General features: G+C 58.3%; 20 protein-coding genes. 8 read left to right on the forward strand and 12 right to left on the reverse strand.

The window, feature by feature from the left end:
* Positions 1 to 85: 85 nt before the first annotated feature.
* The 4 genes from IB254_RS27095 to IB254_RS27110 all read right to left on the reverse strand — a co-directional run bounded on the left by IB254_RS27095 (position 86) and on the right by IB254_RS27110 (position 3,665).
* A complete protein-coding gene (locus tag IB254_RS27095; RefSeq protein ID WP_192420460.1) occupies positions 86 to 592 on the reverse strand; it encodes an adenylate kinase in 507 nt (168 codons plus the stop codon).
* Positions 593 to 670: 78 nt separating this feature from the next.
* Positions 671 to 2,593, reverse strand: a complete 1,923-nt coding sequence (locus IB254_RS27100; protein WP_192420462.1) for an alkaline phosphatase D family protein — start codon at positions 2,591 to 2,593, stop codon at positions 671 to 673.
* A gap of 83 nt (positions 2,594 to 2,676) precedes the next feature.
* Positions 2,677 to 3,060 (reverse strand): hypothetical protein, encoded by a 384-nt coding sequence (locus IB254_RS27105; protein WP_225602519.1) that lies wholly within the window; start codon positions 3,058 to 3,060, stop codon positions 2,677 to 2,679.
* A gap of 35 nt (positions 3,061 to 3,095) precedes the next feature.
* Positions 3,096 to 3,665: an NAD(P)H-dependent oxidoreductase gene (locus IB254_RS27110; RefSeq protein ID WP_192420464.1), complete on the reverse strand. Its 570-nt coding sequence runs from the start codon at positions 3,663 to 3,665 to the stop codon at positions 3,096 to 3,098.
* A 92-nt stretch (positions 3,666 to 3,757) separates the two neighbouring features.
* Here IB254_RS27110 and IB254_RS27115 point away from each other — a divergent pair, with 92 nt between their 5' ends.
* On the forward strand, positions 3,758 to 4,657 hold the full coding sequence (locus IB254_RS27115) for a LysR family transcriptional regulator (RefSeq protein WP_192420466.1): 900 nt from the start codon (positions 3,758 to 3,760) through the stop codon (positions 4,655 to 4,657).
* 215 nt (positions 4,658 to 4,872) lie between these two features.
* Here the strand turns inward: IB254_RS27115 and IB254_RS27120 are convergent, their stop codons facing one another.
* Positions 4,873 to 5,664 carry a VacJ family lipoprotein gene (locus IB254_RS27120; protein WP_192420468.1) on the reverse strand — a complete coding sequence of 264 codons (792 nt, stop codon included), beginning with the start codon at positions 5,662 to 5,664 and terminating at the stop codon, positions 4,873 to 4,875.
* Between the two features lie 166 nt (positions 5,665 to 5,830).
* On the opposite strand from IB254_RS27120, the gene IB254_RS27125 reads away from it, so the two are divergent.
* From IB254_RS27125 to IB254_RS27140, 4 genes are all read left to right on the forward strand, one after another.
* A complete protein-coding gene (locus IB254_RS27125; RefSeq protein WP_008025454.1) occupies positions 5,831 to 6,541 on the forward strand; it encodes a response regulator in 711 nt (236 codons plus the stop codon).
* Positions 6,538 to 7,896: an ATP-binding protein gene (locus tag IB254_RS27130; protein WP_192420470.1), complete on the forward strand. Its 1,359-nt coding sequence runs from the start codon at positions 6,538 to 6,540 to the stop codon at positions 7,894 to 7,896. The genes IB254_RS27125 and IB254_RS27130 overlap by 4 nt, the downstream gene beginning before the upstream one ends.
* Positions 7,897 to 7,951: 55 nt before the next feature.
* Complete coding sequence (locus IB254_RS27135; RefSeq protein ID WP_192420472.1) at positions 7,952 to 8,404, forward strand: hypothetical protein; 453 nt, start codon at positions 7,952 to 7,954, stop codon at positions 8,402 to 8,404.
* A 91-nt stretch (positions 8,405 to 8,495) separates the two neighbouring features.
* On the forward strand, positions 8,496 to 8,837 hold the full coding sequence (locus IB254_RS27140; protein ID WP_192420474.1) for a potassium channel family protein: 342 nt from the start codon (positions 8,496 to 8,498) through the stop codon (positions 8,835 to 8,837).
* A 146-nt stretch (positions 8,838 to 8,983) separates the two neighbouring features.
* Here IB254_RS27140 and IB254_RS27145 read toward each other — a convergent pair whose 3' ends face one another.
* The 4 genes from IB254_RS27145 to IB254_RS27160 are packed head-to-tail and all read right to left on the reverse strand — an operon-like array spanning position 8,984 to position 14,107.
* Entirely contained in the window at positions 8,984 to 9,205 is a 222-nt protein-coding gene (locus IB254_RS27145; protein ID WP_192420476.1) for a formate dehydrogenase subunit delta, read from the reverse strand.
* Positions 9,202 to 12,078, reverse strand: coding sequence for a formate dehydrogenase subunit alpha (gene fdhF, locus IB254_RS27150; protein WP_008036617.1), 2,877 nt, complete (start codon positions 12,076 to 12,078; stop codon positions 9,202 to 9,204). Before fdhF ends, IB254_RS27145 begins: the two co-directional genes overlap by 4 nt.
* Positions 12,075 to 13,631 (reverse strand): formate dehydrogenase beta subunit, encoded by a 1,557-nt coding sequence (locus IB254_RS27155; RefSeq protein ID WP_192420478.1) that lies wholly within the window; start codon positions 13,629 to 13,631, stop codon positions 12,075 to 12,077. Before IB254_RS27155 ends, fdhF begins: the two co-directional genes overlap by 4 nt.
* Positions 13,631 to 14,107: a formate dehydrogenase subunit gamma gene (locus IB254_RS27160; protein ID WP_192420480.1), complete on the reverse strand. Its 477-nt coding sequence runs from the start codon at positions 14,105 to 14,107 to the stop codon at positions 13,631 to 13,633. The genes IB254_RS27155 and IB254_RS27160 overlap by 1 nt, the downstream gene beginning before the upstream one ends.
* Positions 14,108 to 14,531: 424 nt before the next feature.
* Here IB254_RS27160 and IB254_RS27165 point away from each other — a divergent pair, with 424 nt between their 5' ends.
* The gene (locus IB254_RS27165) at positions 14,532 to 15,281 is read left to right on the forward strand and encodes a hypothetical protein (RefSeq protein ID WP_192420482.1); all 750 of its coding nucleotides are present in this window, start codon (positions 14,532 to 14,534) and stop codon (positions 15,279 to 15,281) included.
* Positions 15,282 to 15,317: 36 nt separating this feature from the next.
* Positions 15,318 to 15,686 carry a PH domain-containing protein gene (locus IB254_RS27170; protein WP_008025469.1) on the forward strand — a complete coding sequence of 123 codons (369 nt, stop codon included), beginning with the start codon at positions 15,318 to 15,320 and terminating at the stop codon, positions 15,684 to 15,686.
* 107 nt (positions 15,687 to 15,793) lie between these two features.
* Here IB254_RS27170 and IB254_RS27175 read toward each other — a convergent pair whose 3' ends face one another.
* From IB254_RS27175 to IB254_RS27185, 3 genes are all read right to left on the reverse strand, one after another.
* On the reverse strand, positions 15,794 to 16,159 hold the full coding sequence (locus IB254_RS27175) for a hypothetical protein (protein ID WP_192420484.1): 366 nt from the start codon (positions 16,157 to 16,159) through the stop codon (positions 15,794 to 15,796).
* A gap of 182 nt (positions 16,160 to 16,341) precedes the next feature.
* The gene (locus IB254_RS27180; RefSeq protein ID WP_192420486.1) at positions 16,342 to 16,656 is read right to left on the reverse strand and encodes a DUF3077 domain-containing protein; all 315 of its coding nucleotides are present in this window, start codon (positions 16,654 to 16,656) and stop codon (positions 16,342 to 16,344) included.
* Between the two features lie 548 nt (positions 16,657 to 17,204).
* The gene (locus IB254_RS27185) at positions 17,205 to 19,631 is read right to left on the reverse strand and encodes an AAA family ATPase (protein WP_192420488.1); all 2,427 of its coding nucleotides are present in this window, start codon (positions 19,629 to 19,631) and stop codon (positions 17,205 to 17,207) included.
* A 307-nt stretch (positions 19,632 to 19,938) separates the two neighbouring features.
* Between IB254_RS27185 and IB254_RS27190 the strand changes: the two genes are divergently transcribed.
* A complete protein-coding gene (locus tag IB254_RS27190) occupies positions 19,939 to 20,625 on the forward strand; it encodes a hypothetical protein (protein ID WP_192420490.1) in 687 nt (228 codons plus the stop codon).
* Positions 20,626 to 20,755: the final 130 nt, after the last annotated feature.

A 20,755-nucleotide genomic window follows, 5' to 3' on the forward strand; every position in this document is an offset into this window, starting at 1 on the left:
ATGTATCCCTCCGCACTTGATAGACGCTCAGTGTGCATCGGCTGATCAAAAGACGTTTCCGTGATCGATGTAATCCCTATCCGATTTAAAAGCCATCCCTTTTCCGGGTATTCACGAATGCCGTGATCTCGGAGCGATTCATCAGTTTGATTTTTGAACCGGCGAACCCTTCGAACAACTGCCGATGCGCGGCAAGCCCACTGGAACATTCGCGAGCGCGATAACTGCCGGCCCAATCGAGCAAGGCGATCAGACTCTCGTCCTGCTCATCCCGATTCGCTTCACGCAGACGAATATTGGCGACGCATTCCTCATCGTCAATACACAGCCAGATCAACGCCGTTGCCCTGTGGATAAGTTCGCTGGCGATCCAGCCGTAGACACCTTCGATCACCCAGCGCTCTTCATCTGCTGCGATCCGCGCCATGCCCAGGGCTTCGGCGCGGGGGCGGGCGATGCTGTGTTCGTCGGACAGCCACTGAATCGCGTCCAGATCAACCCACGGTATTTGCAGTTGGCTGGCCAATCGCTCGGCCAGCCAGCTTTTGCCGGAACCGGAGTTGCCGATGATCAGCGTTCGGATGAGATCCATAAATCACCACGATCTACTGTAGGAGCAAGCTTGCTCGCGATGCAGACAACTCGGTCTCTCGCCCTCAGTCTTCAGTCTTCAGTCTTCAGTCTCAGGCGCCACCATCCGCGTCTTCGGCGAGCCATCCGAGTTGTGCTGGTAAATCGCCTGCGGCTGTCCTTTTTCATTAAAGAACACCTGCCCGATCCCCGCCGAATTCCACAACCGTTCACCCGCCTCGGCATGCTCCGGAACATGCGGCACGATGCGCATCCGTCGACGTTTGGTCAGCCAGTTCAGCGGTGAGCGCGGCGAATAGAGCCAGCGGTTGAGCCGGTCGAACCATTCCAGCAGCGTCGGCGGAAATTCGTTCTTGATGCCGCTGCTGGTGATCTGCCAGATCCTCGGGCCCGCCTTGCGGTGTCGGATCAGCACTTCGTAGACGAAGGAATAATGCACATCGCCTGACAGCACCACGTAGTTACCCGGTGTACGCGAGTGTCGGAAAATGTTCAGGATCACCTGCGCCGCACCGCGATGGGCCATCCAGTTTTCGGCGTCCACCAGCAAGGGATAACCGAACCAGCTGAACACCCGTTGCACGGTTTCGATCAGCTTCACACCGAACACCGGCGCGGGCGAAACGATGATTGCCGACGGGTGATCCAGCAGTTCCTGTTGCAGTTCGCAGAGGGCTTCCCAGTCCAATAGACCCGAGGGTTGCTTGAGTGTCATCTCGCTGCGCCAGCGCCGGGTGCGGGTGTCGAGCACCACCATCGCGGGGCTGGTGGGCAGCACGTAATGCCAGTGCTGAAACTTCAGCAGCTCATCGATCAAGGCGTCCTGCACCGGGCTGTCGAGATAGCCGTCTTCCCCGGTCGCGCTGAAACCATCGGTCTTCGCCAGCACGGCGCCGAATGCATCCGGGTTGTTGCCCCAGCCCTGGCACAGCATGTAAGCAATCAGCGCGTTGCCGATGATGCGCTTGGAGAACGGGTGGCCGTAGGCCGTTTCCTCCCATTGCGCGGAAAGATTCCAGTCATCGGTAATATCGTGGTCGTCGAAGATCATCAGGCACGGCAGATGCGCGAAGGCCCGTGCGACACCGCCCAGGCCAGTCTTGAAGGTATCGATGCGCGTCTGCTCCAGCGCATAACGCTCGCGCCGTTCGGGAATCAACTTCGGCGGTTTGGGCGCGATCAGCGTCCAGGGTGTCGGCGACCACACCAGCAGGTACATGGCCATGACTTCGGCAAAGGTCACCAGATGATTGTCGGCACTGCTGCTGGTGAAAATCGGCTTGCGCGCCCCGCCGAAAAATCGCTCGCGCAGGGTTTCATTGCTTTGCAGCGCCGGTAACAAATCCGCACGGTGGTAGTAGCTGGCCGCATGCTCATAGAGCTTGGCGCTGTCGCTGACCACGGCGCCTTCGAGGTGTTCGCCGAACAATCCCAGCCGTGCGATCAAGGCATGAATGGCCCGCAACATCGGCCCGGCGACATCGTCGGCGTACACCTGGTCGCCACTCATCATCAGCAACGCAGGGCGCTCAGTGGCCTTATGTTCCGAGGCCAGCAAATGATCGACACAAAGCAAGCCGTCGGCGGCGGGGTGATGAGGTTTGCGGCAGGAGCCATGCAGCAGTTGGTCGATCCGCGAGCGCAAAACAAAATTCGGGCAGCGTGCTTCGCCATACAACAGATGCGGCGCCCATTCGGCGATGCCCGTCATCGCGTCATCAATCAACAGGTCGTACTCGATCAACGTGTCGCAGGGCAGGGCGTTGTCGAGCGGCACATCGATCAAGTGAATGAAGGCATGGGTACCGACGGGAATGATCGTGCATTGCCCGGCGTCGAGGCGGATGTCGCCAACATCTTGCAGGCGCAACGTCAGCGACAACGCCCGGGTGCCCACGAGCCACAGCACCAGCCGTGAAGGCTCCAGGCGCCGCAACAGCGGCCCGACCAGAACCGGTGGCAGTGGGGTGCAGTTGTCAGGCAGTGGCAGTGATTCGGACATCCGGGTTCAAGACTCTTAGCGCACAGGCCGGCGATGATAACGCAGACCTCTGCCTGAACTTCATCAATTGCCTGGGGTAACGTTTACTTGGGGGGGAAGGTCGTTACCCACAGCAACAGCGTGAAAAATGTCGCCACCACACTGCAGGCCCCGGCGATAAAATGACGGCCGACCGGATGTTCGCCTTCCTTGAATCGGGCGATGACGAAGAGCCACGTCCCGATGAACACCCCGATGAACGCCATCAACGAATAAAGAAAATACGTCGGGCCCCGTGTTCCAGCCTGTTCGGGGGCCATAAAGACCAGCACGACCACACCCACAAGGAAACTGGCCAGGACACCTGCCAGGTTGGCCAGCCACAGATTGACGCTGCCACGATTCCTCACGATCCAATGCCATATCCCCGCTGATGCAGCGAGGAACACCAAAATGCCGAGGGGTACCATTGATTCTTCCTTGTTCATGGGGCGGGAGAGACGATGGCGTGCAAGATATCAAATCAATGGCTTTGAGCTGAAGAGCGTCGTGGGTTGTGTTGAAACTGCTCGATCCTGGCCCGGTATTCAGTGGTGATGACATTCAACTCCGACCCCGGCAGCTTGTTGGCCCGATACACCAGAAACGGCTCGCTCCACGCCCATTGGCGGCGATGCGCAGTCGCGCGCAACGGTTGCAACAATTGCTCAAGGGGAAACAGGTTAACGCCGGTTTCACTGTAGGCCTCGGGCGTATTGCCCGCGGTCGCCACAATCATGATCGGCAAGCCCTCAAGCCTGGAACCCTGCGCTTCATATGCGATGTAGTACATCTGCGTCAGCACGCGGTCCTGCCAGTTTTTCAGCAGCGCCGGCGTCGAGTACCACTGCACCGGAAATTGCAGCACCAGCTGCTTTGCCGACAACAAGCGCTGCACCTCCACGGCGGTGTCGACTTCATCGGTCGGGTAAAGCCCATACAGATCGACGATGGAGACGCCCGGCAGATCCTTCACGGCATCGAGCAAGGCGCGGTTGGCGTGTGAACGTCCCAGATCCGGGTGAAAACTCATAATCAGTGTGGTGTCGTTCATGGGATTACCCGGTTCAAGTGAAGGGAGCCACAGCGTGCCAGCGTGCTATAAATTGCTCCAATGGATGGTTTGTCTAATTAGGTATTGATTCAATGAATCTACGTTCGGTGGACCTCAATCTGTTGACTGTGCTCGATGCGTTGCTCGACGAAGCCCACGTCTCCCGCGCCGCCGAGCGTGTCGGCCTGTCGCAACCGGCGGCCTCCAATGCGCTGGAGCGTTGCCGGCATCTGTTCCAGGATCGCCTGCTCGAACGCGTACCGGGCGGCATGCAACTGACCCCCAAGGCGCAGGCCTTGCGCGGTCCGTTGAAGCAGATTCTGGGCTCGGTCAGCACCCTGGTCGGCGCTGCCAGTTCCGACCTGAGTACCCTGCGCCAAACCGTGCGCATCGTCATGGCCGACTTCCCGGCGATCATCGTCGCGCAACAGTTGCACCAGCGACTGGCCGAGTTGGCACCGGGTATCGACCTGGTGATTCAACCCTGGCAGGGCGGCGAAGCGGCTCAGGAAAGTTTGAGTCGCGGCCAAAGCGATCTGGCCATGTCGGTCTTCCCGCCCCTCGGACCGGATTACACCCGACGCCTGCTGTTGCACGAGCATTTCGTGGTGGCGATGCGCGCCGGGCATCCTGCAATTGCAGACTTCAATCTCGACCGCTGGCTGAGTTATCCACACGTGCTGGTGTCTGGCCGGGGCGCAACCTGGGGCCCGCTCGACGAGTTGTTGAAAGGGAGGGGGCTGGCGCGACGGGTCGGGATCGTCGTGCCGAGCTTTGTCATGGTTCCGGATCTGCTGTTGGGCTCGGACCTGATTGCGATGTTGCCCAGCGAGTGCCTGTCGATGCCGATGGCCAAGACGCTGCACGCCGTGCAACCGCCGATTGAGGTTGAGGGATTTGCGGTGCATCTGGCCTGGCATAAACGCCGCGATGAGGACGCGGCGGTGCAGTGCGTAGCGCGGGTGTTGGAGGAAGTGATCGCTGTTCACTGACATCCGCCTCACCGTTGGCGACCAGCCAGCGAAACAGCTCGCTCACCGACACCGTGTGACTGCGCTCGATCCAACGCACCAGCGCCGGGCCGTAGTGTTCGGTGTAGCGGGTGAGCACCAGTTGGCGACAGTCTTCGGACAGGCGCAGGGTGATTTCCCGGCAGTGCAGATTCGCCTCGTCGTCGCGGGTCACGCGGTGTTGAAGAATCAGGCCTTCAGAAACCATCGGCCGGTGCTCCTGTGCATTGTGGTTGAGTGTTCTTCGGCGAGCCTTGTTTGCCCTCGACCACGAAAGCGGCGCGATGCTCGGCGACCACGTTGCGCAACGCGCTGTAATAGTCCGGCAGTTTTTGCAGGCTGTCGGTCAGCGGCAAGACTTCGGCTCGGCCATCGACGATGTCGCCGACGGTGTTGATCGTTGAGAGCGTGTCCACGGTATCGCTGTTGTCGCCGAACGGATCGACCACGAAACTCAGCACACGCCCGGCCGCATCGCGGCTGTTGGACGTGCCGAGCAACGGCAGTTCGACGATTGGCCCATCGCCGATGCCCCACACGCCGAAGGTCTGGCCGAAGTCGGCTTTATGACGTGGAATGCCGGCCATGCCGGAGACGTCGACCAACCCCACCACGCCCACCGTGGTATTCAGCGCGAACCGCCCCAGCGTATTGACCGAACGCATCGGATTGCCTTGCAGCAGGTCGTTGATAAATACCTTGGGCTCGCCGAAGTTCGCCACGAAGTTATGCACACCCGTCTGGAAAAAGTCCGGCGTGTGGCGATAGCCGCGAGCGACCGGCGCCAAGGCGTAGTCATCCACCACCCGGTTAAACGCGAAGACCCCGCGATTGAGCGGTTCCGCCGGGTCGTACACCGAATAGGCGATGTCGGCGCAGCTCACTTCGGCGCTGGACGACGGCTGGCTGCTGCAGCCCGCCAACCCGGCGGCCAGCACGGCAATCGAGGTGTTGCGGGCCAGCCAGGGAGCACATTTGAAAGGCAACATGGACGCGAGTCTCGGGAGGAATTGGCGGCGATGCTGGGCCCCGAGCCTTGCGCAAAGATGTCCGGTTTATTGCGCCGCTGTCGTTTTATTGCAGGATTGAAATATATGACGCGCTGCCGTGAATGGTTTTAGATGACGGTTCCATTCGCCCCGTAAGTGACCTTCGGTGAACAGCCTTTTAATTGTCGACGACGACCTTGAAGTCCTCGATCTGCTGAAAAAATTCTTCGTCCAGCACGGTTACAGCGTCGAGGTCGCCACCGACGGCGCGTCGTTGTGGGCGGCCATCGAGCGCCAGGCGCCAGACCTGATCATTCTCGACGTGATGTTGCCCGGCGACAGCGGGCTGATCCTGTGCCAGCAACTGCGCATCCGCCACGCGATCCCGGTGATCATGCTCACCGCCATGGGCGAACTCAGTGATCGGGTGGTCGGCCTCGAACTCGGCGCCGACGATTACCTGACCAAACCCTTCGACGCCCGTGAACTGCTGGCCCGAGTGCGTGCCGTGTTGCGCCGCGTGGAGGACCGTCGACCGCTGGCGCAGGAACGTCCACGGCCGCTGATCGACTTCGCCGACTGGCACCTCGACGTCACCCGCCGGGAACTGCGCTCGCCGGACAACGTGATGATTCCGCTGTCGGCCGGTGAGTTTGATTTGTTGCTGGTCTTCGTCGAACACCCGCAACGCATCCTCACCCGCGAGCAATTGCTGGACCTGGCGCGCGGGCATTGTCACGACGCGTTCGACCGTAGCATCGACGTGCAAGTCAGCCGCTTGCGACGCAAACTCGAATCCGACACCAAGCGCCCGGCGATGATTCGCACCGTGCGCAACGGCGGCTACCTCTTCACCCCCAGCGTGACGCGGCGATGAACTGGCTGAAGCGGATTCGCCGGGACACGGTGGCGCGCTGGATCGCCCTGACCATCATCCTGGCCATGCTCATTTCCCTGGCGCTCAACGGGCTGTTCATTCAACTCGCCGGCGTCTGGGCGCGGCCGCCGCTGACTGAAACCGGGCTGCTGGAAAAAATGGCCGCCATCACCCGCGTCATCAAGGCTGCCCCGGTGCCCCTGCGCAGCCAGTTGGCACAAGCTGTCAGTGATGAAGGCTTCACCGTCAGTTGGCACCTTGATCGACGTGAGCTCAACCTGCCGACGGTGGAGGATCTGGATTCCGAAATCGGCTCGACCCTCTTGCAGCCGTTGCTTAAATTCGCAGGTCGAATCCAGACCTACGAGCCGGCTGACTGGACGGAACCCTCGGCGGACGCGCATTACGCGTTGCTGATCGAGCTGCCCGACTCGTCCTGGCTGATGTTCTCCGCGCCCTCACGCAGCTGGGGCCTCGACGAAACGCCGCGTTACCTGATCGTCATCCTGCTGGTGCTGATCTCCACCGCGCTGGTCGCACTGATCGCCACCCGTCGCCTCGCCACACCCTTGCAGCGCTTCGCCGAAGGTGCCCGACGTTTCGGCATCGATTTCCGCGCCCCACCCATCGAACCCCTCGGTCCCCAGGAAATCCGCCAGGCGATCCTCGCCTTCAACGCCATGCAGGCCCAGTTGCAACACTTCATCCGCGACCGCACGCAAATGCTCGCGGCCATCTCCCACGACCTGCGCGCACCGTTGACGCGCATGCGTTTGCGCGGCGAATTCATCGAGGATGCCGAGCAACAGCAGCGGCTGTTTCGTGACGTGGATGAAATGCAGGCGATGATCAATTCGGCGCTGGAATTCTTTCGGGACGATGCGCGGCTTGAACCGGCGACCCAGTTTGATCTGGCGGAACTGCTGCAAACCTTGCGGGATGACTACCGGGATCAGGGTGTCGAGATTGCCTTCAGTGGACCGCAACGGCTGGTGTATTTCGGGCGGCCGTTGGGGCTTAAGCGGGTGATGACCAATCTGCTGGAGAACGCGATCAAGTACGGCAGTGAGCCCGCGATTGAGCTGATGCCTGATGCGGGGGAAGTGCGGATCAACGTGCTGGATCGTGGCCCGGGAATTCCGCAGGCCAGTCTTGAGCAGGTGTTTGTGCCGTTCTTTCGCCTGGAAGGGTCGCGGAATAAAAGCACGGGCGGGGTAGGGTTGGGATTATCGGCTGCACGGGCGATTGTGTTGGAGCACGGCGGCGAGCTGAAACTGAGGAATCGAACGAAGGGCGGGTTGGCGGCGTTGGTGGTTTTGCCGGTGCATCCGGGGACAGGATTCGGACTACAGTGAATGATCCATGCAGTTCGCGGGCGCTGGGGAAGGCGCTGATCAGAAGAGAGGACCTATGAAACGGATCATCCTGCCGGCATTGGCCACCATGATGTTGGTGCAACTCCCGGCCTATGCCATCAACGACAAGTACCGCAAACAACTTGAGCAATCCGGTTGCACCCAGGTCAGCGAGACTCAGGGCTGCGATATCCACAAGAGCAAAGCGGAAAACGCCAAGGCCGGATTCACCAACCCCGCGACGGACAGCACAAATACCCAGACGCCTTACGCCGGGCAATGGGTCGCCAAGAGCGATGCCGGCGCGACCGTTGCCACGATTCGTATCGATGCCAAGGAGCAGGTCTGGGTCAACGGCAAGCGGGTAAACGCCAAGCGCACCGATGGCACGCTGCAGTTTCGCCAGGGCAAACTCACCTTCACGATTCAGGGCGATCGGCGGTTGCAGAATGAGGATTACTGGACCGACAGCGATGCCGGGACCAAAGGGCCGATTCAGATCGAGTAGCCGTTACATCCAGGGACGCGGCATCGATTTCCAATACTTGTGCCAAGCTGATGAGTGTCAATCCGCCTGCCGCCCTCAGGAAACCCACGACATGAAGCCTGCAAATACGTCGAACATCCGTCGAGAGTTCTACAAAGCTGTCGGCTATTACCTTCGAGTTGTCTGGCCCATCCTTTCCACCATGCTGATCGTCATCGTCACGTGCGGCCTGATCATCAGCTACCTGGAAGGTTGGGATCCTTTCGACGGCATCTATTTCGGCTTCGTGACCGGCTTGACCATCGGCTATGGCGAGTTGGTGCCGAAGTTGCCGCTTTCGCGGATATTGGCAATATTGCTCGGGTTCAATGGCGTGCTGCTCACGGCGATCTTTGCGGCGATCAGCGTGCGGGCGATTGAGATCGCGGTGCGGGTGACCGGTGGGGATAAATAAGGCGGAACACCACACGCAACCCCTGTAGGAGCGAGCCTGCTCGCGATGCAAGTCCATACAACGCGGGCATCCAGACAGCCCGCGTTATCGTTGACGTCCATCGCGAGCAGGCTCGCTCCCACAGGTTTTTTCGTCGTTTTTTAGATCTAAGCCTCCCAACCCGCCCCGCTGACCGCCTCTTGCGCCAACGGATGCAAATCCGCCCCCTGATGCTCTGTCTGCCAGGCCAGCAACTCCTTGCGCATGCCCGGCGTCCAGTACATCTGCAGATGATTACGCACACCGAGCACGGCCTGTTTCCGGTCCGGTTCGGTGGCGAAGTACTGGGCGATCTGGTTGACCATCTTGATCAGATTGGCAATGCTCATCGGCGCACCTCCGCTTTAGCGCCTTGACGGCGTTCCTTGAGCAAACGGTGCTGTTCGTCAGTGAACTCCTGGAAGCGTTTTTGCCATTCCGAAGGGTGGTACACGCGGCTGACCTCAACGGCGGTGACCTTGTACTCCGGACAGTTGGTGGCCCAGTCGGAGTTGTCGGTGGTGATCACGTTGGCCCCCGATTCAGGGAAGTGGAACGTGGTGTACACCACGCCCGGCGCGACCCGTTCGGTGACCCGCGCACGCAGCACGGTCTGCCCGGCGCGGCTGCCGATGCCCACCCAGTCACCTTCATTGATGCCACGGCTTTCGGCGTCGGTCGGGTGGATTTCCAGCCGGTCCTCGTCGTGCCACGCGACGTTTTCGGTACGCCGGGTTTGAGCGCCGACGTTGTACTGGCTGAGGATGCGCCCGGTGGTCAGCAGCAGCGGATAGCGGTTGTTGACCTTCTCCTCGGTAGGCACATAACCGGTGAGCATGAACCGCCCCTTGCCGCGCACGAATTGATCGATGTGCATGGTCGGTGTGCCGTCCGGTGCGGCGGCGTTGCATGGCCATTGCAGGCTGCCGTGGCGGTCCAGTTCGGCGTAGCTGACGTTGGTGAACGTCGGCGTCAGGCTGGCGATTTCATCCATGATTTCCGATGGATGTTTGTAGTTCATCGGGTAGCCCAAGGCGTTGGCCAAAGCCACGGTGCCTTCCCAGTCGGCCTTGCCGCCCAGAGGGTCCATGACCTTGCGCACCCGCGAAATACGGCGCTCGGCGTTGGTGAAGGTGCCGTCTTTTTCCAGGAACGAAGCGCCCGGCAAGAACACATGGGCGAACTTGGCGGTTTCGTTGAGGAAAATGTCCTGCACCACCACGCACTCCATGGCCGACAAGGCCGCGGTGACGTGCTGGGTATTCGGATCGCTCTGGGCGATGTCTTCGCCCTGGCAATACAGGCCCTTGAAGCTGCCGGCCAGCGCAGACTCGAACATGTTCGGAATCCGCAGGCCCGGATCGGGTTGCAGGGTGACGTTCCACGCCTGTTCGAACTGCGTGCGGACCGTTTCGTTGGAGATGTGCCGGTAGCCGGGCAACTCGTGGGGGAAGGAACCCATGTCGCAGGAACCTTGAACGTTGTTCTGCCCACGCAACGGGTTCACGCCCACGCCTTCGCGGCCGATGTTGCCGGTGGCCATGGCCAGGTTGGCGATGCCCATCACCGCCGTACTGCCCTGACTGTGCTCGGTGACGCCCAGGCCGTAGTAAATCGCGGCGTTACCGCCAGTGGCATACAGGCGGGCGGCGGCGCGGATGTCGGCAGCGTCGACCCCGCAGACAGGGGCAAGGGCTTCCGGCGAGTTTTCCGCACGGCTGACGAATTCGCTCCAGCGGGCGAAGTCATTGCCCTCGCAACGAGCGTCGATAAAGGGCTGGTCTTGCAAGCCTTCGGTGATGATCGTGTGGGCCAACGCGTTGAGCATGGCGACGTTGGTGCCGGGGCGCAGGGCCAAGTGATATTCGGCGCGGGCGTGCACCGAATCCACCAGATCGATGCGACGTGGGTCGATAACGATCAGCCGTGCGCCTTCACGCAAACGGCGTTTGAGTTGCGAAGCGAACACCGGGTGAGCGTCGCTCGGGTTGGCGCCCATTACCAGGATCACGTCGGCCTGCATCACCGAGTCGAAACTCTGGGTGCCGGCGGACTCGCCCAAGGTTTGTTTCAAGCCATACCCGGTCGGTGAGTGACAAACCCGCGCACAGGTGTCGACGTTGTTGTTGCCGAACGCGGCGCGCACCAGTTTTTGCACCAGATAGGTTTCTTCGTTGGTGCAACGGCTGGAGGTGATGCCACCAATGGAATCGCGGCCATATTTCTGCTGCAAGCGACGGAATTCGCTGGCGGCGTAGGTCACCGCTTCATCCCAGCTGACTTCCTGCCATGGGTCGCTGATGTTCTTGCGAATCATCGGTTTGGTGATGCGATCCGGGTGGGTCGCGTAGCCCCAGGCAAAGCGCCCTTTGACGCAAGAGTGGCCGTGGTTGGCCTGACCGTTCTTGTCCGGAACCATGCGCACCAGTTGGTCGCCTTTCATCTCGGCGCGGAACGAACAGCCCACGCCGCAATAGGCGCAGGTGGTGATCACGCTGCGTTCCGGCTGGCCGAGTTCGACCACGCTTTTTTCCATCAGCGTCGCGGTAGGGCAGGCCTGCACACAGGCGCCGCAAGACACGCATTCCGAGTCGAGGAAATTCTCGCCACCAGCAGCGGCCACGCGGGATTCGAAACCGCGCCCGGTGATGGTCAGGGCAAAGGTGCCCTGGGTTTCTTCGCAGGCGCGCACGCAGCGGTTGCAGACGATGCACTTGCTCGGGTCGTAGTCGAAATAAGGGTTGGAGGTGTCTTTCACGTCCTCCAGATGGTTTTCGCCTTCATAGCCGTAACGCACTTCCCGCAGGCCGACCTGACCGGCGACGGTTTGCAGCTCGCAGTTGCCGTTGGCCGAGCAGGTCAGGCAGTCCAGCGGGTGATCGGAGATGTACAGTTCCATGACGTTGCGGCGCAGCGTTGCAAGTTTTGGCGTCTGCGTATGCACGGTCATGCCTTCCGTGACTGGCGTGGTGCAGGACGCGGGATAGCCGCGCATGCCGTCGATCTCCACCAGACACATGCGGCAGGAGCCGAAGGCTTCCAGGCTGTCGGTGGCACAGAGTTTGGGAATGGTGGTGCCCATCAGCGCAGCGGCGCGCATCACCGAAGTGCCTTCAGGCACGCTGATGCTGCGACCGTCGATGTTCAGGGTGACTTGCACCTGGCTTTCGCGAGCGGGAGTGCCAAGGTCGATATCGGTTTTCGGGTCGAAGAGAGTAATCATTGCTCGGCCTCCGAAGGCTGCAGACCGAAGTCGGCGGGGAAATACTTGAGGGCGCTGGTGACCGGGAAGGGGGCCATGCCGCCCAAGGCGCACAGCGAACCGTATTGCATCGTGTCGCACAGGTCCTTGAGGATGATCACCTGCGCATCGCGATCGCTCTGGTCCGGCGCGGCCAGCATCCGGTCGATAACCTCAACGCCCCGGGTCGAGCCGATGCGGCAAGGCGTGCATTTGCCACAGGATTCTTCGGCGCAGAACTGCATGGCGAAACGGGCCATTTGGGCCATGTCCAAAGTGTCGTCAGCCACGACCACACCGCCGTGACCGACCATCGCGCCGATGCCGGCGAAGGCCTCGTAATCCAGCGGCGTATCGAATTGCGACGGCGGTACCCAGGTGCCGAGCGGGCCGCCGACCTGCGCGGCCTTCAGCGGCCGACCACTGGCGGTCCCGCCGCCGTAGTCTTCCACCAGTTCCCGCAGGGTCAGGCCAAAGGCCCGTTCCACCAGGCCGCCGTGACGAATATTGCCCGCCAGTTGGAAAGGCATCGTGCCCATTGAACGGCCAATCCCATAGTCGCGATAAAACTGCGCACCTTTCGCCAGAATCAGCGGCACCGAGGCCAACGTCAGCACGTTGTGTACCAGCGTCGGCAGGCCGAACAGTCCTTGTAGAGCAGGGATCGGCGGTTTGGCGCGGACGATCCCGCGCTTGCCTTCCAGCGAATCCAGCAGCGCCGTTTCTTCACCGCAGATATAAGCGCCGGCACCGACGCGTACTTCCATGTCGAAGGCCAGACCGCTACCGCCGACATTAGCGCCGAGGTAACCCGCTTCACGAGCAATGTTCAGCGCTGCACGCAGGGTGGCCACGGCATCCGGATATTCCGAACGGACATAGATGTAGCCGAAGGTGGCGCCGACGGTAATGCCGGCAATGGCCATGCCTTCGATCAGCAGGAAGGGGTCGCCTTCCATCAACATGCGGTCGGCGAAGGTGCCGGAATCGCCTTCGTCGGCGTTGCACACAATGTATTTCTGCGCCGCCTGAGTGGCGCGCACCGTGCGCCATTTGATCCCGGCGGGGAAGGCCGCGCCGCCACGGCCACGCAGGCCTGAATCGAACACTGCGGTTGCGGTCTCTTCGCCGCCAATGGCGACGGCCCTTGTCAGGCCTTCGAAACCGCCGTGGGCCCGGTAATCGTCAAGCGACAGCGGCCGGGTAATACCGGCGCGGGCGAACAGCAGGCGTTGTTGGGATTTCAGATAAGGCAGCTCTTCCACCAGGCCCAGGGCCAGAGGATGGCTGGCGTCTTTTTGCAGCGCATCGAGCACTGACGGCACATCGTCTGCGGTCAGCGGACCGAAGCCGATCCGGCCTTGCGGGCTGTCCACTTCCAGCAGCGGTTCCAGCCAATACAAACCGCGCGAACTGGTGCGTTGCAACTCCAGCGGCAGATTGCGTTCCTTGGCCTGAGTGATCAGCGCTGTGGAGACTTCATCGGCCCCAACAGCACGGGCAAGGGAATCACAGGGCAAATAAAGAGTCGGCATCACGCGTCCTCCCGGCAAGCGTCGAGCAAGGCATCGAGACGCTCAGCGCTAAGCCGCGCATGCACCCGGCCATCCAATTCCAGAGCCGGCGAACAGGCGCAGGCGCCGAGGCAATAAACGGGGCGCAAACTGATGCTGCCGTCGGCGCTGCTGCCGTGATCGTCCAGTTGCAGGCGGTCGCGCAACTGCGCAGCCAACTCTTCGGCACCACGGCTTTTGCAGGACTCAGCCCGGCACAAACGCAGAATATGGCGGGCCGGCGGCGAGGTACGGAAGTCATGGTAAAAACTGATCACCCCGCGAACCTCGGCCTGACTCAGGTTGAGGGCATGAGCAATCTCGGGGACGGCCACATCGGGGATGTAACCGATGCGTTCCTGAATATCATGAAGAATGGGCAACAGTGCGCCGGGGGAGCCTTTGTGGCGCTCCAGCAGGCTGTTGACCAAAGGCAGGTGCAAACTCTCATCAGGCATTCAGCAATCCTCACGGTCACGGACAAACCAGAAGGTTGTCGGTCGTCCGAAAGTGTCGGCTGCGGCACTCACACCACGTCACGGTATCGTGGCAATTTCAGGCCGGTGGCCAGGGCACCCTGAATGGGCATCTTGTTGTGCCCGGCACGGTCTTCGCCGCACCTCAGTAAGGGCATAAAAGTCAGATTGCCACGCGGCCCTTTATTAATCCGCACCAAAGCGACGTGCTCGGTTCTGTCTACGACCACCCATTAAGTCTAGACGAGAGGCAGCCGAAGGCGTCAGATGCACCTGGCACTCGGGATTCAATTCAATAAGCAGGGACTAGCAGGAAATAGAGTCTGTCCCCTTTGCTGTCAGTGGACGGCAAGGCGGCAAAACAGTAGCGTTGCGCCACTTTCATCAACTTTGTAACGGACTACACATGGCCACTGTCACTCGAGTCTCGCGCCTGTTCTGCGCAATCACTTTCGCCGTCGTGATGACCCCGGCGCTCGCCGGCCTGTCGAGTGAAACCCCGACATACGCCTGGGACGGCTACCTCTCCGATTGCCAGAAATTTCTGCAGGTGGTGGCCGAGGTGCAGGCCGGGCGCCAGACGCCCAAAGAAGCTAATCCCGCTATCAAGATGCATCTGAGTACCCTTGAGTTCCATCGCTACTACCTATCCCCGTCAAGCCTTGGCTCCCCCGAATACGCTCGTTGTGAGAGCGGCGTTCCCATAGCGGAAGAGATCGCGCACAAGGGCGAAATTGAACTCAGCAAAGACGTGGACGAGTATCTCGCGCAAGCCCAGATCAAACACCAGGCCTCCCCGGCATACAAACGTGCTCGCTCCCTGGGCTTCATCGACGTCGGCGAAATCGGGGAACTCGACCAGCACGCCGAGGCGGATGGTGAAGCGAACCTGAAGAGGTTGATGATCAGAGTCGATTCTGGTTGCGGCGAACATTTCCGCGCCGCGAAATACGTCAAACCTTATGTGATCTACACCGTCGGTCCTGACGATGGCACCTGCGCCATTAACCGGAACGTCGCAGTGTTGGGCGGCAAAGCCGCGGAGTGGGGCGAGTACATTGATGAAGAAGCGATTTTTCAGTACGTGGGATGGAAGAAACTGCCTGGACAGGATGGATTCCCCGTCAACATTCGAGTCGTAAAAGCGCTGAAGTAATTAGCAGGGATTTTTCTTCGAACGGAGGATGGGCAGATGATCGACTTCAACAACAAAGGCTTCTTCAAACTCAAGCAAAACGAAGAATACGCAGAACGGGTCAGTGCACTGCTGCTGGAAGGCGAGCACGTCATCGACTCGTATAAATCCATGCGCGACGGCGTCGTCTTCACCAACAAACGCATCATCGCCGTCAACGTACAAGGCATCACCGGCAGCAAAAAAGACTTCACCTCACTGCCCTACAAAAACATCGTCGCGTACTCGGTAGAAACCTCCGGCACGTTCGACCTGGACTCGGAACTGGAGATCTACTTCTCGTCGCTGGGCAAAGTGAAATTCGAATTCACCGGCCGGACATCAATGGTAGAAATCTCCAAACTGATCTCCCAACACCTCCTCTAACCTGAATGCTAAAAAGCCCCGAAAAACCCGGGGCTAACCCACAACCCCTGTAGGAGCGAGCCTGCTCGCGATAGCGCCAGACCAGCCACCACTATTCCCGAATACACTCACCCAGAAACCAAATACGACCAAGCCTGCCCAAGCACAACCGCGCCAACAAAAACACTCACCGCCCCGGCAAACAAATGGCGCAGAAACAGATCCTCCGGCTGCTCAAGCCTCGCAATAAGCCACATCCATGTCCCAACCAACATGCCAAACCCAGCCATAATCGAATACAACATAAAAGGCGCATTCGGCGACAGAATCCCGCTGGCGGCACGAGTCAATTGCTCCACCACCATCCCGACAATACAGCCACAAACAAACCCCGCCAGATTAGCCAGCCACAGATTCAGCGTGCCACGACAGCGCACGATCCAAACCCACACCCCAATCCAAGCACCGTAAATAACCAGCGAATCAAACAACATTACTACACTCCACTCCTTGGTTAAAAAAATTCAGGGCCAACATCACCCACCTGACAACCACACTCCCTGTAGGAGCCGGCTTGCTGGCGATAGCGCCAAACCAGCCACCACCAATGGCCGAATACACCGCCGCCACCCCAAACAACCCGCCCCCACAGACTTCCTACCTTATCGACTGACGGCTACAACCCTTCAGCCTTCGCCCCAGCCCGCTTGGACCCCGACAAAGAATCCCGATCCCGCGTCAACACCTTCACCGCATCATCCACCAGCGCCTTACTCATCGACGTCAAATAATGCGCAGCCCAGGCGTGGCGGTCGGTGTCTTTGGCGTAGGCAGCATCTTCGGTGAGCGTTTTGGCGAGGAACAGGAAATCGGAAGCCATAGATAACGCATCGCCGAGGGGGACGTCGCGGGTGACGTGGAAGAGTGGTTGATCGCCGCAGTAGATGGCGGGGGTTAGGCCGATGGTTTTTAGTTCGGGTTGGTTGGTCATTGGGTGCCTCCAGTGACGGAGAGGCGATGGGGGAGGGGTGAAGCGCTACGCGATTGGGAATTGCGTAGAGGGAAAAGCCAAATTTTGTACGGATTCATGCTGCGCATTATCAGACTCCTTGATATGAGGAGCTGCCACGTTCGTTTCCACACGAATGGGTGACAGCTGTGCGCAGGGTGGAAAACCGGGAATCAAGGAAACCGGCACGCCCGAAGACGTCCCACGCACAGCCGCCATAACTCACGCCGCAGGCATAAAAAAAGCGCCGGCAGACGTGATGGGGGCGCTGTTGCGCCTTGAATTACACGGGTTTCCATACCCGGTCGCTGAATTGGCAGCGACGGTGGGAGGGTATCGTGCAGGCCTTTTTCCTGCAACCTTCAAACACACGGGGTGATAAATGTGCGACGGGAGACTTTTTTATGACGTGTGTTGAAAAAGGGCAGGGCCATCCGTGGGTTGTGGCTGCCGTGGCGAATGCAGCCGCTATCAGCCCGCTATCTTAATGTGCGTGCTTCCTGGCACACCAAGCGAGGATCAGATGAAACTCAGAACGGTATGTCTGAATCCAGCTCCTCAGGGCTAAGCGTCAGCAGGTCAGTGGGTTTCGTGAGAGCTGTAGTGGCCTCGCGTAGACTCTCTTCCCCACGCTCGATAGGCAAATCAACTAATATGGGAGACGCAGGATCCTCGACGATTGAGGCGAGTTGGTGCGCACTGTCTGAGAGTACTGCCTCTGGAATGGACTCATCAGGATCCAGATCCACGAAGTCACCATCCATCATCATCTGGTAATGAGCCATGTGGTCTGTGACTTTAAATATTTTGAAGAAAATCTTCATGTAGCTGGCAGCCATGGCGTCACCGATGGCAACGTAGAGTTCATCGGGAGCGTAATGCGATCCGTCGTTAACCCAACTGATGAGAGACTGGCACTGAATCTTTTCATGCCCTTCAAACCGAGCGACAAGCGTCTGGGTGTCGATACCGCCAAGGATCTTGAAGTAATTCTCCAAGATTCGGCGCATGGTATTTTGGAGCGTGAGGGCCGGTACGGGCTTTTTCTTCAATTCATTCCACAGTAGCTGATACGAAGTTCTAATGGGGTTTGCAGAGTGGAATTCAATCTCTGAGTAATGCCCAGGTTTACGAACGATCCAGAACCCTTCATCGCCGAGAGAGGCGCCAGGTTTCCGGCTTTGGTTAAAGGTGACCTCTTTGTGAAAATGCACATTGTGAGTCAGCACAAAAATTTGCTTTAGATTGCCACCCTTTTGTCGGACCTCGGTAAATAGCTGCTTGATTAAACTACTTACGATGAATAATACGTCGCTATCGAGACTGGAGACAGGATCATCAATGACCACGACGCGATCGGTCTTGATACCGGATGTCGTGATGCTGCCTTTGAGCAGATGATAGAAATATAGGAAGGTGACGAACGTCTTCTCACCTTCACTAAGGGTGTTTTTGGCATCCGTTCCATCAGCCCTAATAAGCCTGTAGGAATTTCCAGCACAGGCCGGATCGAGGGAAAAGCTACGAAATCCAAAATCCTTCAGTATTTTGTTTATGGCAATAACCGTGGGCTTAACACTCGTTAGAGAAGTTTCTATCTTATCGATCTCTAACTCGGCCTGAGCAATATCCTGCTGAGCCTTCTCAAGGCTACTGGTGATTCCTGTAATCGCCTTTTGCAATCGCGACTTGTCAGTGCCATAGTCTGCCAAAGTAGTTTTGAGTTCTGACTCCAGAATGTATTTCCACACCTCCCCAGTCAGCTTCTTTTGCTCAGCCGTAAAACCCGCGACCAAGCGATTATGCTCCGTGACTTTCACATTGGCAGCGCGGATGACCTCTTCGACACCGTGGTGAAGCCCTTCAAGACTTTCAAGGTCTACTTCTATACTCGGGCTGGACACCTTATTATCGATTCGACCCTTATTGACAAGAACTATGGCCTCCATGGTCTGGAAATCGAGACCGAGCTTTTCTTTATCAAGATGAATACAAGCCATGGTCAATATGGCATTAGCCTGCCCCAGCAATTCATCCGCGACTCGAAAATAATGCGAGCGAAGGTCTGCTACGGACTTGGTATCCGCTTCGAATGTTTCATCAAAATAGTCGGCAAGACTTTTCTCGAAATCATGGGAAATGCCTTGCTGGCAAAAAGGACACTTTTCATCCGAGTGCTCTAAAAACCTCATGCCTTGACGAACCCAGTCACTGTTATTAAGCCGCTGAATCAGAGCAGAGATACTTACATCCTCTTTACCTATTACCTTCTTCTTCAGAACCGGACTGGTCTCGAAAGTAATCAAGCGAGATAGGTCGAGATTTGGGACAACGTTCATTGGCGAGGGGGCTTCGCCGTACAAAACTGACGCTCTTTCTTTGAGGTTGGCCAGATCGACAAGGGCTGACTGATTGCTCGCACTTTCTTGCAATACACGAGCCTTAAACCCTTCTTTGCTGTTCCTTACGCCTGTAAAAGCGCCATGGAATTCGTTGTCGTGCTTTTGCTTTTGATCCCAGCAGCGGGTAAGCAGCTTTGCTTCCAAAGCTGCAAGCTCTGCATTTTTACCGCCATTACTATTCTCACCATCCAGCATCGCCATCGATCTATTTTTTTGCTGCTGGTGGCGCTGTTTTTCTGCTTGGAGTTCTTTGAGACGATCAAGCTGTTCTTTCTCAGCTTTGCCCAGTGTAAAGACGCCTTTGAGATCTTCGGAGTCCTTGTAGTTGTCCTTAATGAAGTCGTTGTTGTAGACCATTGCCGGGATTGGAATATTCCGCAGCCAAGTGATCTTGGAATCTCTTGAAATCTCGGGCTTATTTATGAGCCGACTGAGGGTTGTCTTGCCCGCACCATTCGCCCCGTAAAAAAAGTTTATTTGCTTGAGATTCGCGATGGTTTCAGGGGTTGTTGGACTATAAGTAGCAATATTGGACAGGCTAATCGACTCAATCATGTCTCGCTTCCATCGAGAAACGACGGCCTGCTGAGACCCGCCGCTCGTTCAAAATTGGAGGGTCGAGACAGCGATACCGACGGCCTTGACCCTGAACAATCGCGCGCTGGCGATTGGCCTCGTCCAGCGTAGCCGGTCCGGAGAATTGGGCAAAGTTTTTGGTTCCTAGGTGAGGTGGCGTAGCGGCGGGAGGATGACGGTGGTTTTTCTACAGGTGAAAAAAAGCCTCTGCAAAGCAAGGCAAATTTAGCATCATGCAAAGTCAAGGTTTGGCAATTCGTGCTAGTAGATGGAGACTAGAATATAAATGCGTAAGCGCTTGGGGCTGATCGGTGGGGTCGTTACGGCGGTTTACTTATTGGGACTGGCTGCGTTGGTGTGGGGTCGCACCTACACACTAATGATCATGCCTTTGAATGAGGTAGGCGATTTTCTTGCAGGTGCTTTCGGGCCGGTCGCGTTTCTCTGGCTTATTCTCGGCTTCCTGCAACAGGGTGATGAATTGCGACAGGGTACTGAGGCGCTTAAGTTGCAGGCCGAAGAGCTCAGAAACTCTGTGGAGCAGCAATCGATTATGGCGTCCGCTGCCACCCAGCAGATCAACGCACAGCAGCAGGCGCTGCAACTGCAGTTGGAGGAAACAGAGCGCACCTTTCGGGCGAATTTCGTTTTTGGCGGCGGGCCCTCGGTCAGCTCCAATCGCGGCCTCGGGTTCTATGCGGAAACAAGTATTGAGATAGGGGTTGCAAGGTCCGTTGCGTACGCAGTTGAGATAGCCATTGACCCACCTTTTGGCGGAGTCAGTGAAGGAAAGTTCGCAATAATTGACCTCAATCGCTCTGTTTCAATACCGGTGAAATTCCTCACGTTGCCGGAAACGTCAGGGACTGTATCAATTTTGTACGACGGTGCAGACGGAAAACGTAGGGAAGAAAACTTCGTATATACGACGTTTAATGGGCATCCTTGGGTAAAAATCAAGAGAGCAGTTTAGCTGTGCGGCGTAGGGCAATCTCTGATCCCCAAAGAACAGCTAAGAAAGAGAAAAGAGTATTGGGTAGGGCGTGGAGATTGACCCCAAACCGAATATCGGGTGTTCCACATTTTGGGCCGCTCGCCTTTAT

The organism is Pseudomonas sp. PDM03 (genome assembly GCF_014852385.1).
In the GTDB taxonomy this organism is placed as follows: domain Bacteria; phylum Pseudomonadota; class Gammaproteobacteria; order Pseudomonadales; family Pseudomonadaceae; genus Aquipseudomonas; species Aquipseudomonas migulae.

Bases quoted from the DNA above. Each gene is read 5' to 3' on its own strand.
- IB254_RS27130 (WP_192420470.1), top strand. From the start codon at position 6,538: ATGAACTGGCTGAAGCGGATTCGCCGGGACACGGTGGCGCGCTGGATC.
- IB254_RS27110 (WP_192420464.1), bottom strand. From the start codon at position 3,665: ATGAACGACACCACACTGATTATGAGTTTTCACCCGGATCTGGGACGT.
- IB254_RS27145 (WP_192420476.1), bottom strand. From the start codon at position 9,205: ATGAGCATTGCCAATCTGATCAAGATGGTCAACCAGATCGCCCAGTAC.
- IB254_RS27105 (WP_225602519.1), bottom strand. From the start codon at position 3,060: ATGAACAAGGAAGAATCAATGGTACCCCTCGGCATTTTGGTGTTCCTC.
- fdhF (WP_008036617.1), bottom strand. From the start codon at position 12,078: ATGATTACTCTCTTCGACCCGAAAACCGATATCGACCTTGGCACTCCC.
- IB254_RS27115 (WP_192420466.1), top strand. From the start codon at position 3,758: ATGAATCTACGTTCGGTGGACCTCAATCTGTTGACTGTGCTCGATGCG.
- IB254_RS27160 (WP_192420480.1), bottom strand. From the start codon at position 14,107: ATGCCTGATGAGAGTTTGCACCTGCCTTTGGTCAACAGCCTGCTGGAG.
- IB254_RS27170 (WP_008025469.1), top strand. From the start codon at position 15,318: ATGATCGACTTCAACAACAAAGGCTTCTTCAAACTCAAGCAAAACGAA.
- IB254_RS27165 (WP_192420482.1), top strand. From the start codon at position 14,532: ATGGCCACTGTCACTCGAGTCTCGCGCCTGTTCTGCGCAATCACTTTC.
- IB254_RS27155 (WP_192420478.1), bottom strand. From the start codon at position 13,631: ATGCCGACTCTTTATTTGCCCTGTGATTCCCTTGCCCGTGCTGTTGGG.
- IB254_RS27185 (WP_192420488.1), bottom strand. From the start codon at position 19,631: ATGATTGAGTCGATTAGCCTGTCCAATATTGCTACTTATAGTCCAACA.
- IB254_RS27135 (WP_192420472.1), top strand. From the start codon at position 7,952: ATGAAACGGATCATCCTGCCGGCATTGGCCACCATGATGTTGGTGCAA.
- IB254_RS27095 (WP_192420460.1), bottom strand. From the start codon at position 592: ATGGATCTCATCCGAACGCTGATCATCGGCAACTCCGGTTCCGGCAAA.
- IB254_RS27100 (WP_192420462.1), bottom strand. From the start codon at position 2,593: ATGTCCGAATCACTGCCACTGCCTGACAACTGCACCCCACTGCCACCG.
- IB254_RS27120 (WP_192420468.1), bottom strand. From the start codon at position 5,664: ATGTTGCCTTTCAAATGTGCTCCCTGGCTGGCCCGCAACACCTCGATT.
- IB254_RS27140 (WP_192420474.1), top strand. From the start codon at position 8,496: ATGAAGCCTGCAAATACGTCGAACATCCGTCGAGAGTTCTACAAAGCT.
- IB254_RS27180 (WP_192420486.1), bottom strand. From the start codon at position 16,656: ATGACCAACCAACCCGAACTAAAAACCATCGGCCTAACCCCCGCCATC.
- IB254_RS27190 (WP_192420490.1), top strand. From the start codon at position 19,939: ATGCGTAAGCGCTTGGGGCTGATCGGTGGGGTCGTTACGGCGGTTTAC.
- IB254_RS27175 (WP_192420484.1), bottom strand. From the start codon at position 16,159: ATGTTGTTTGATTCGCTGGTTATTTACGGTGCTTGGATTGGGGTGTGG.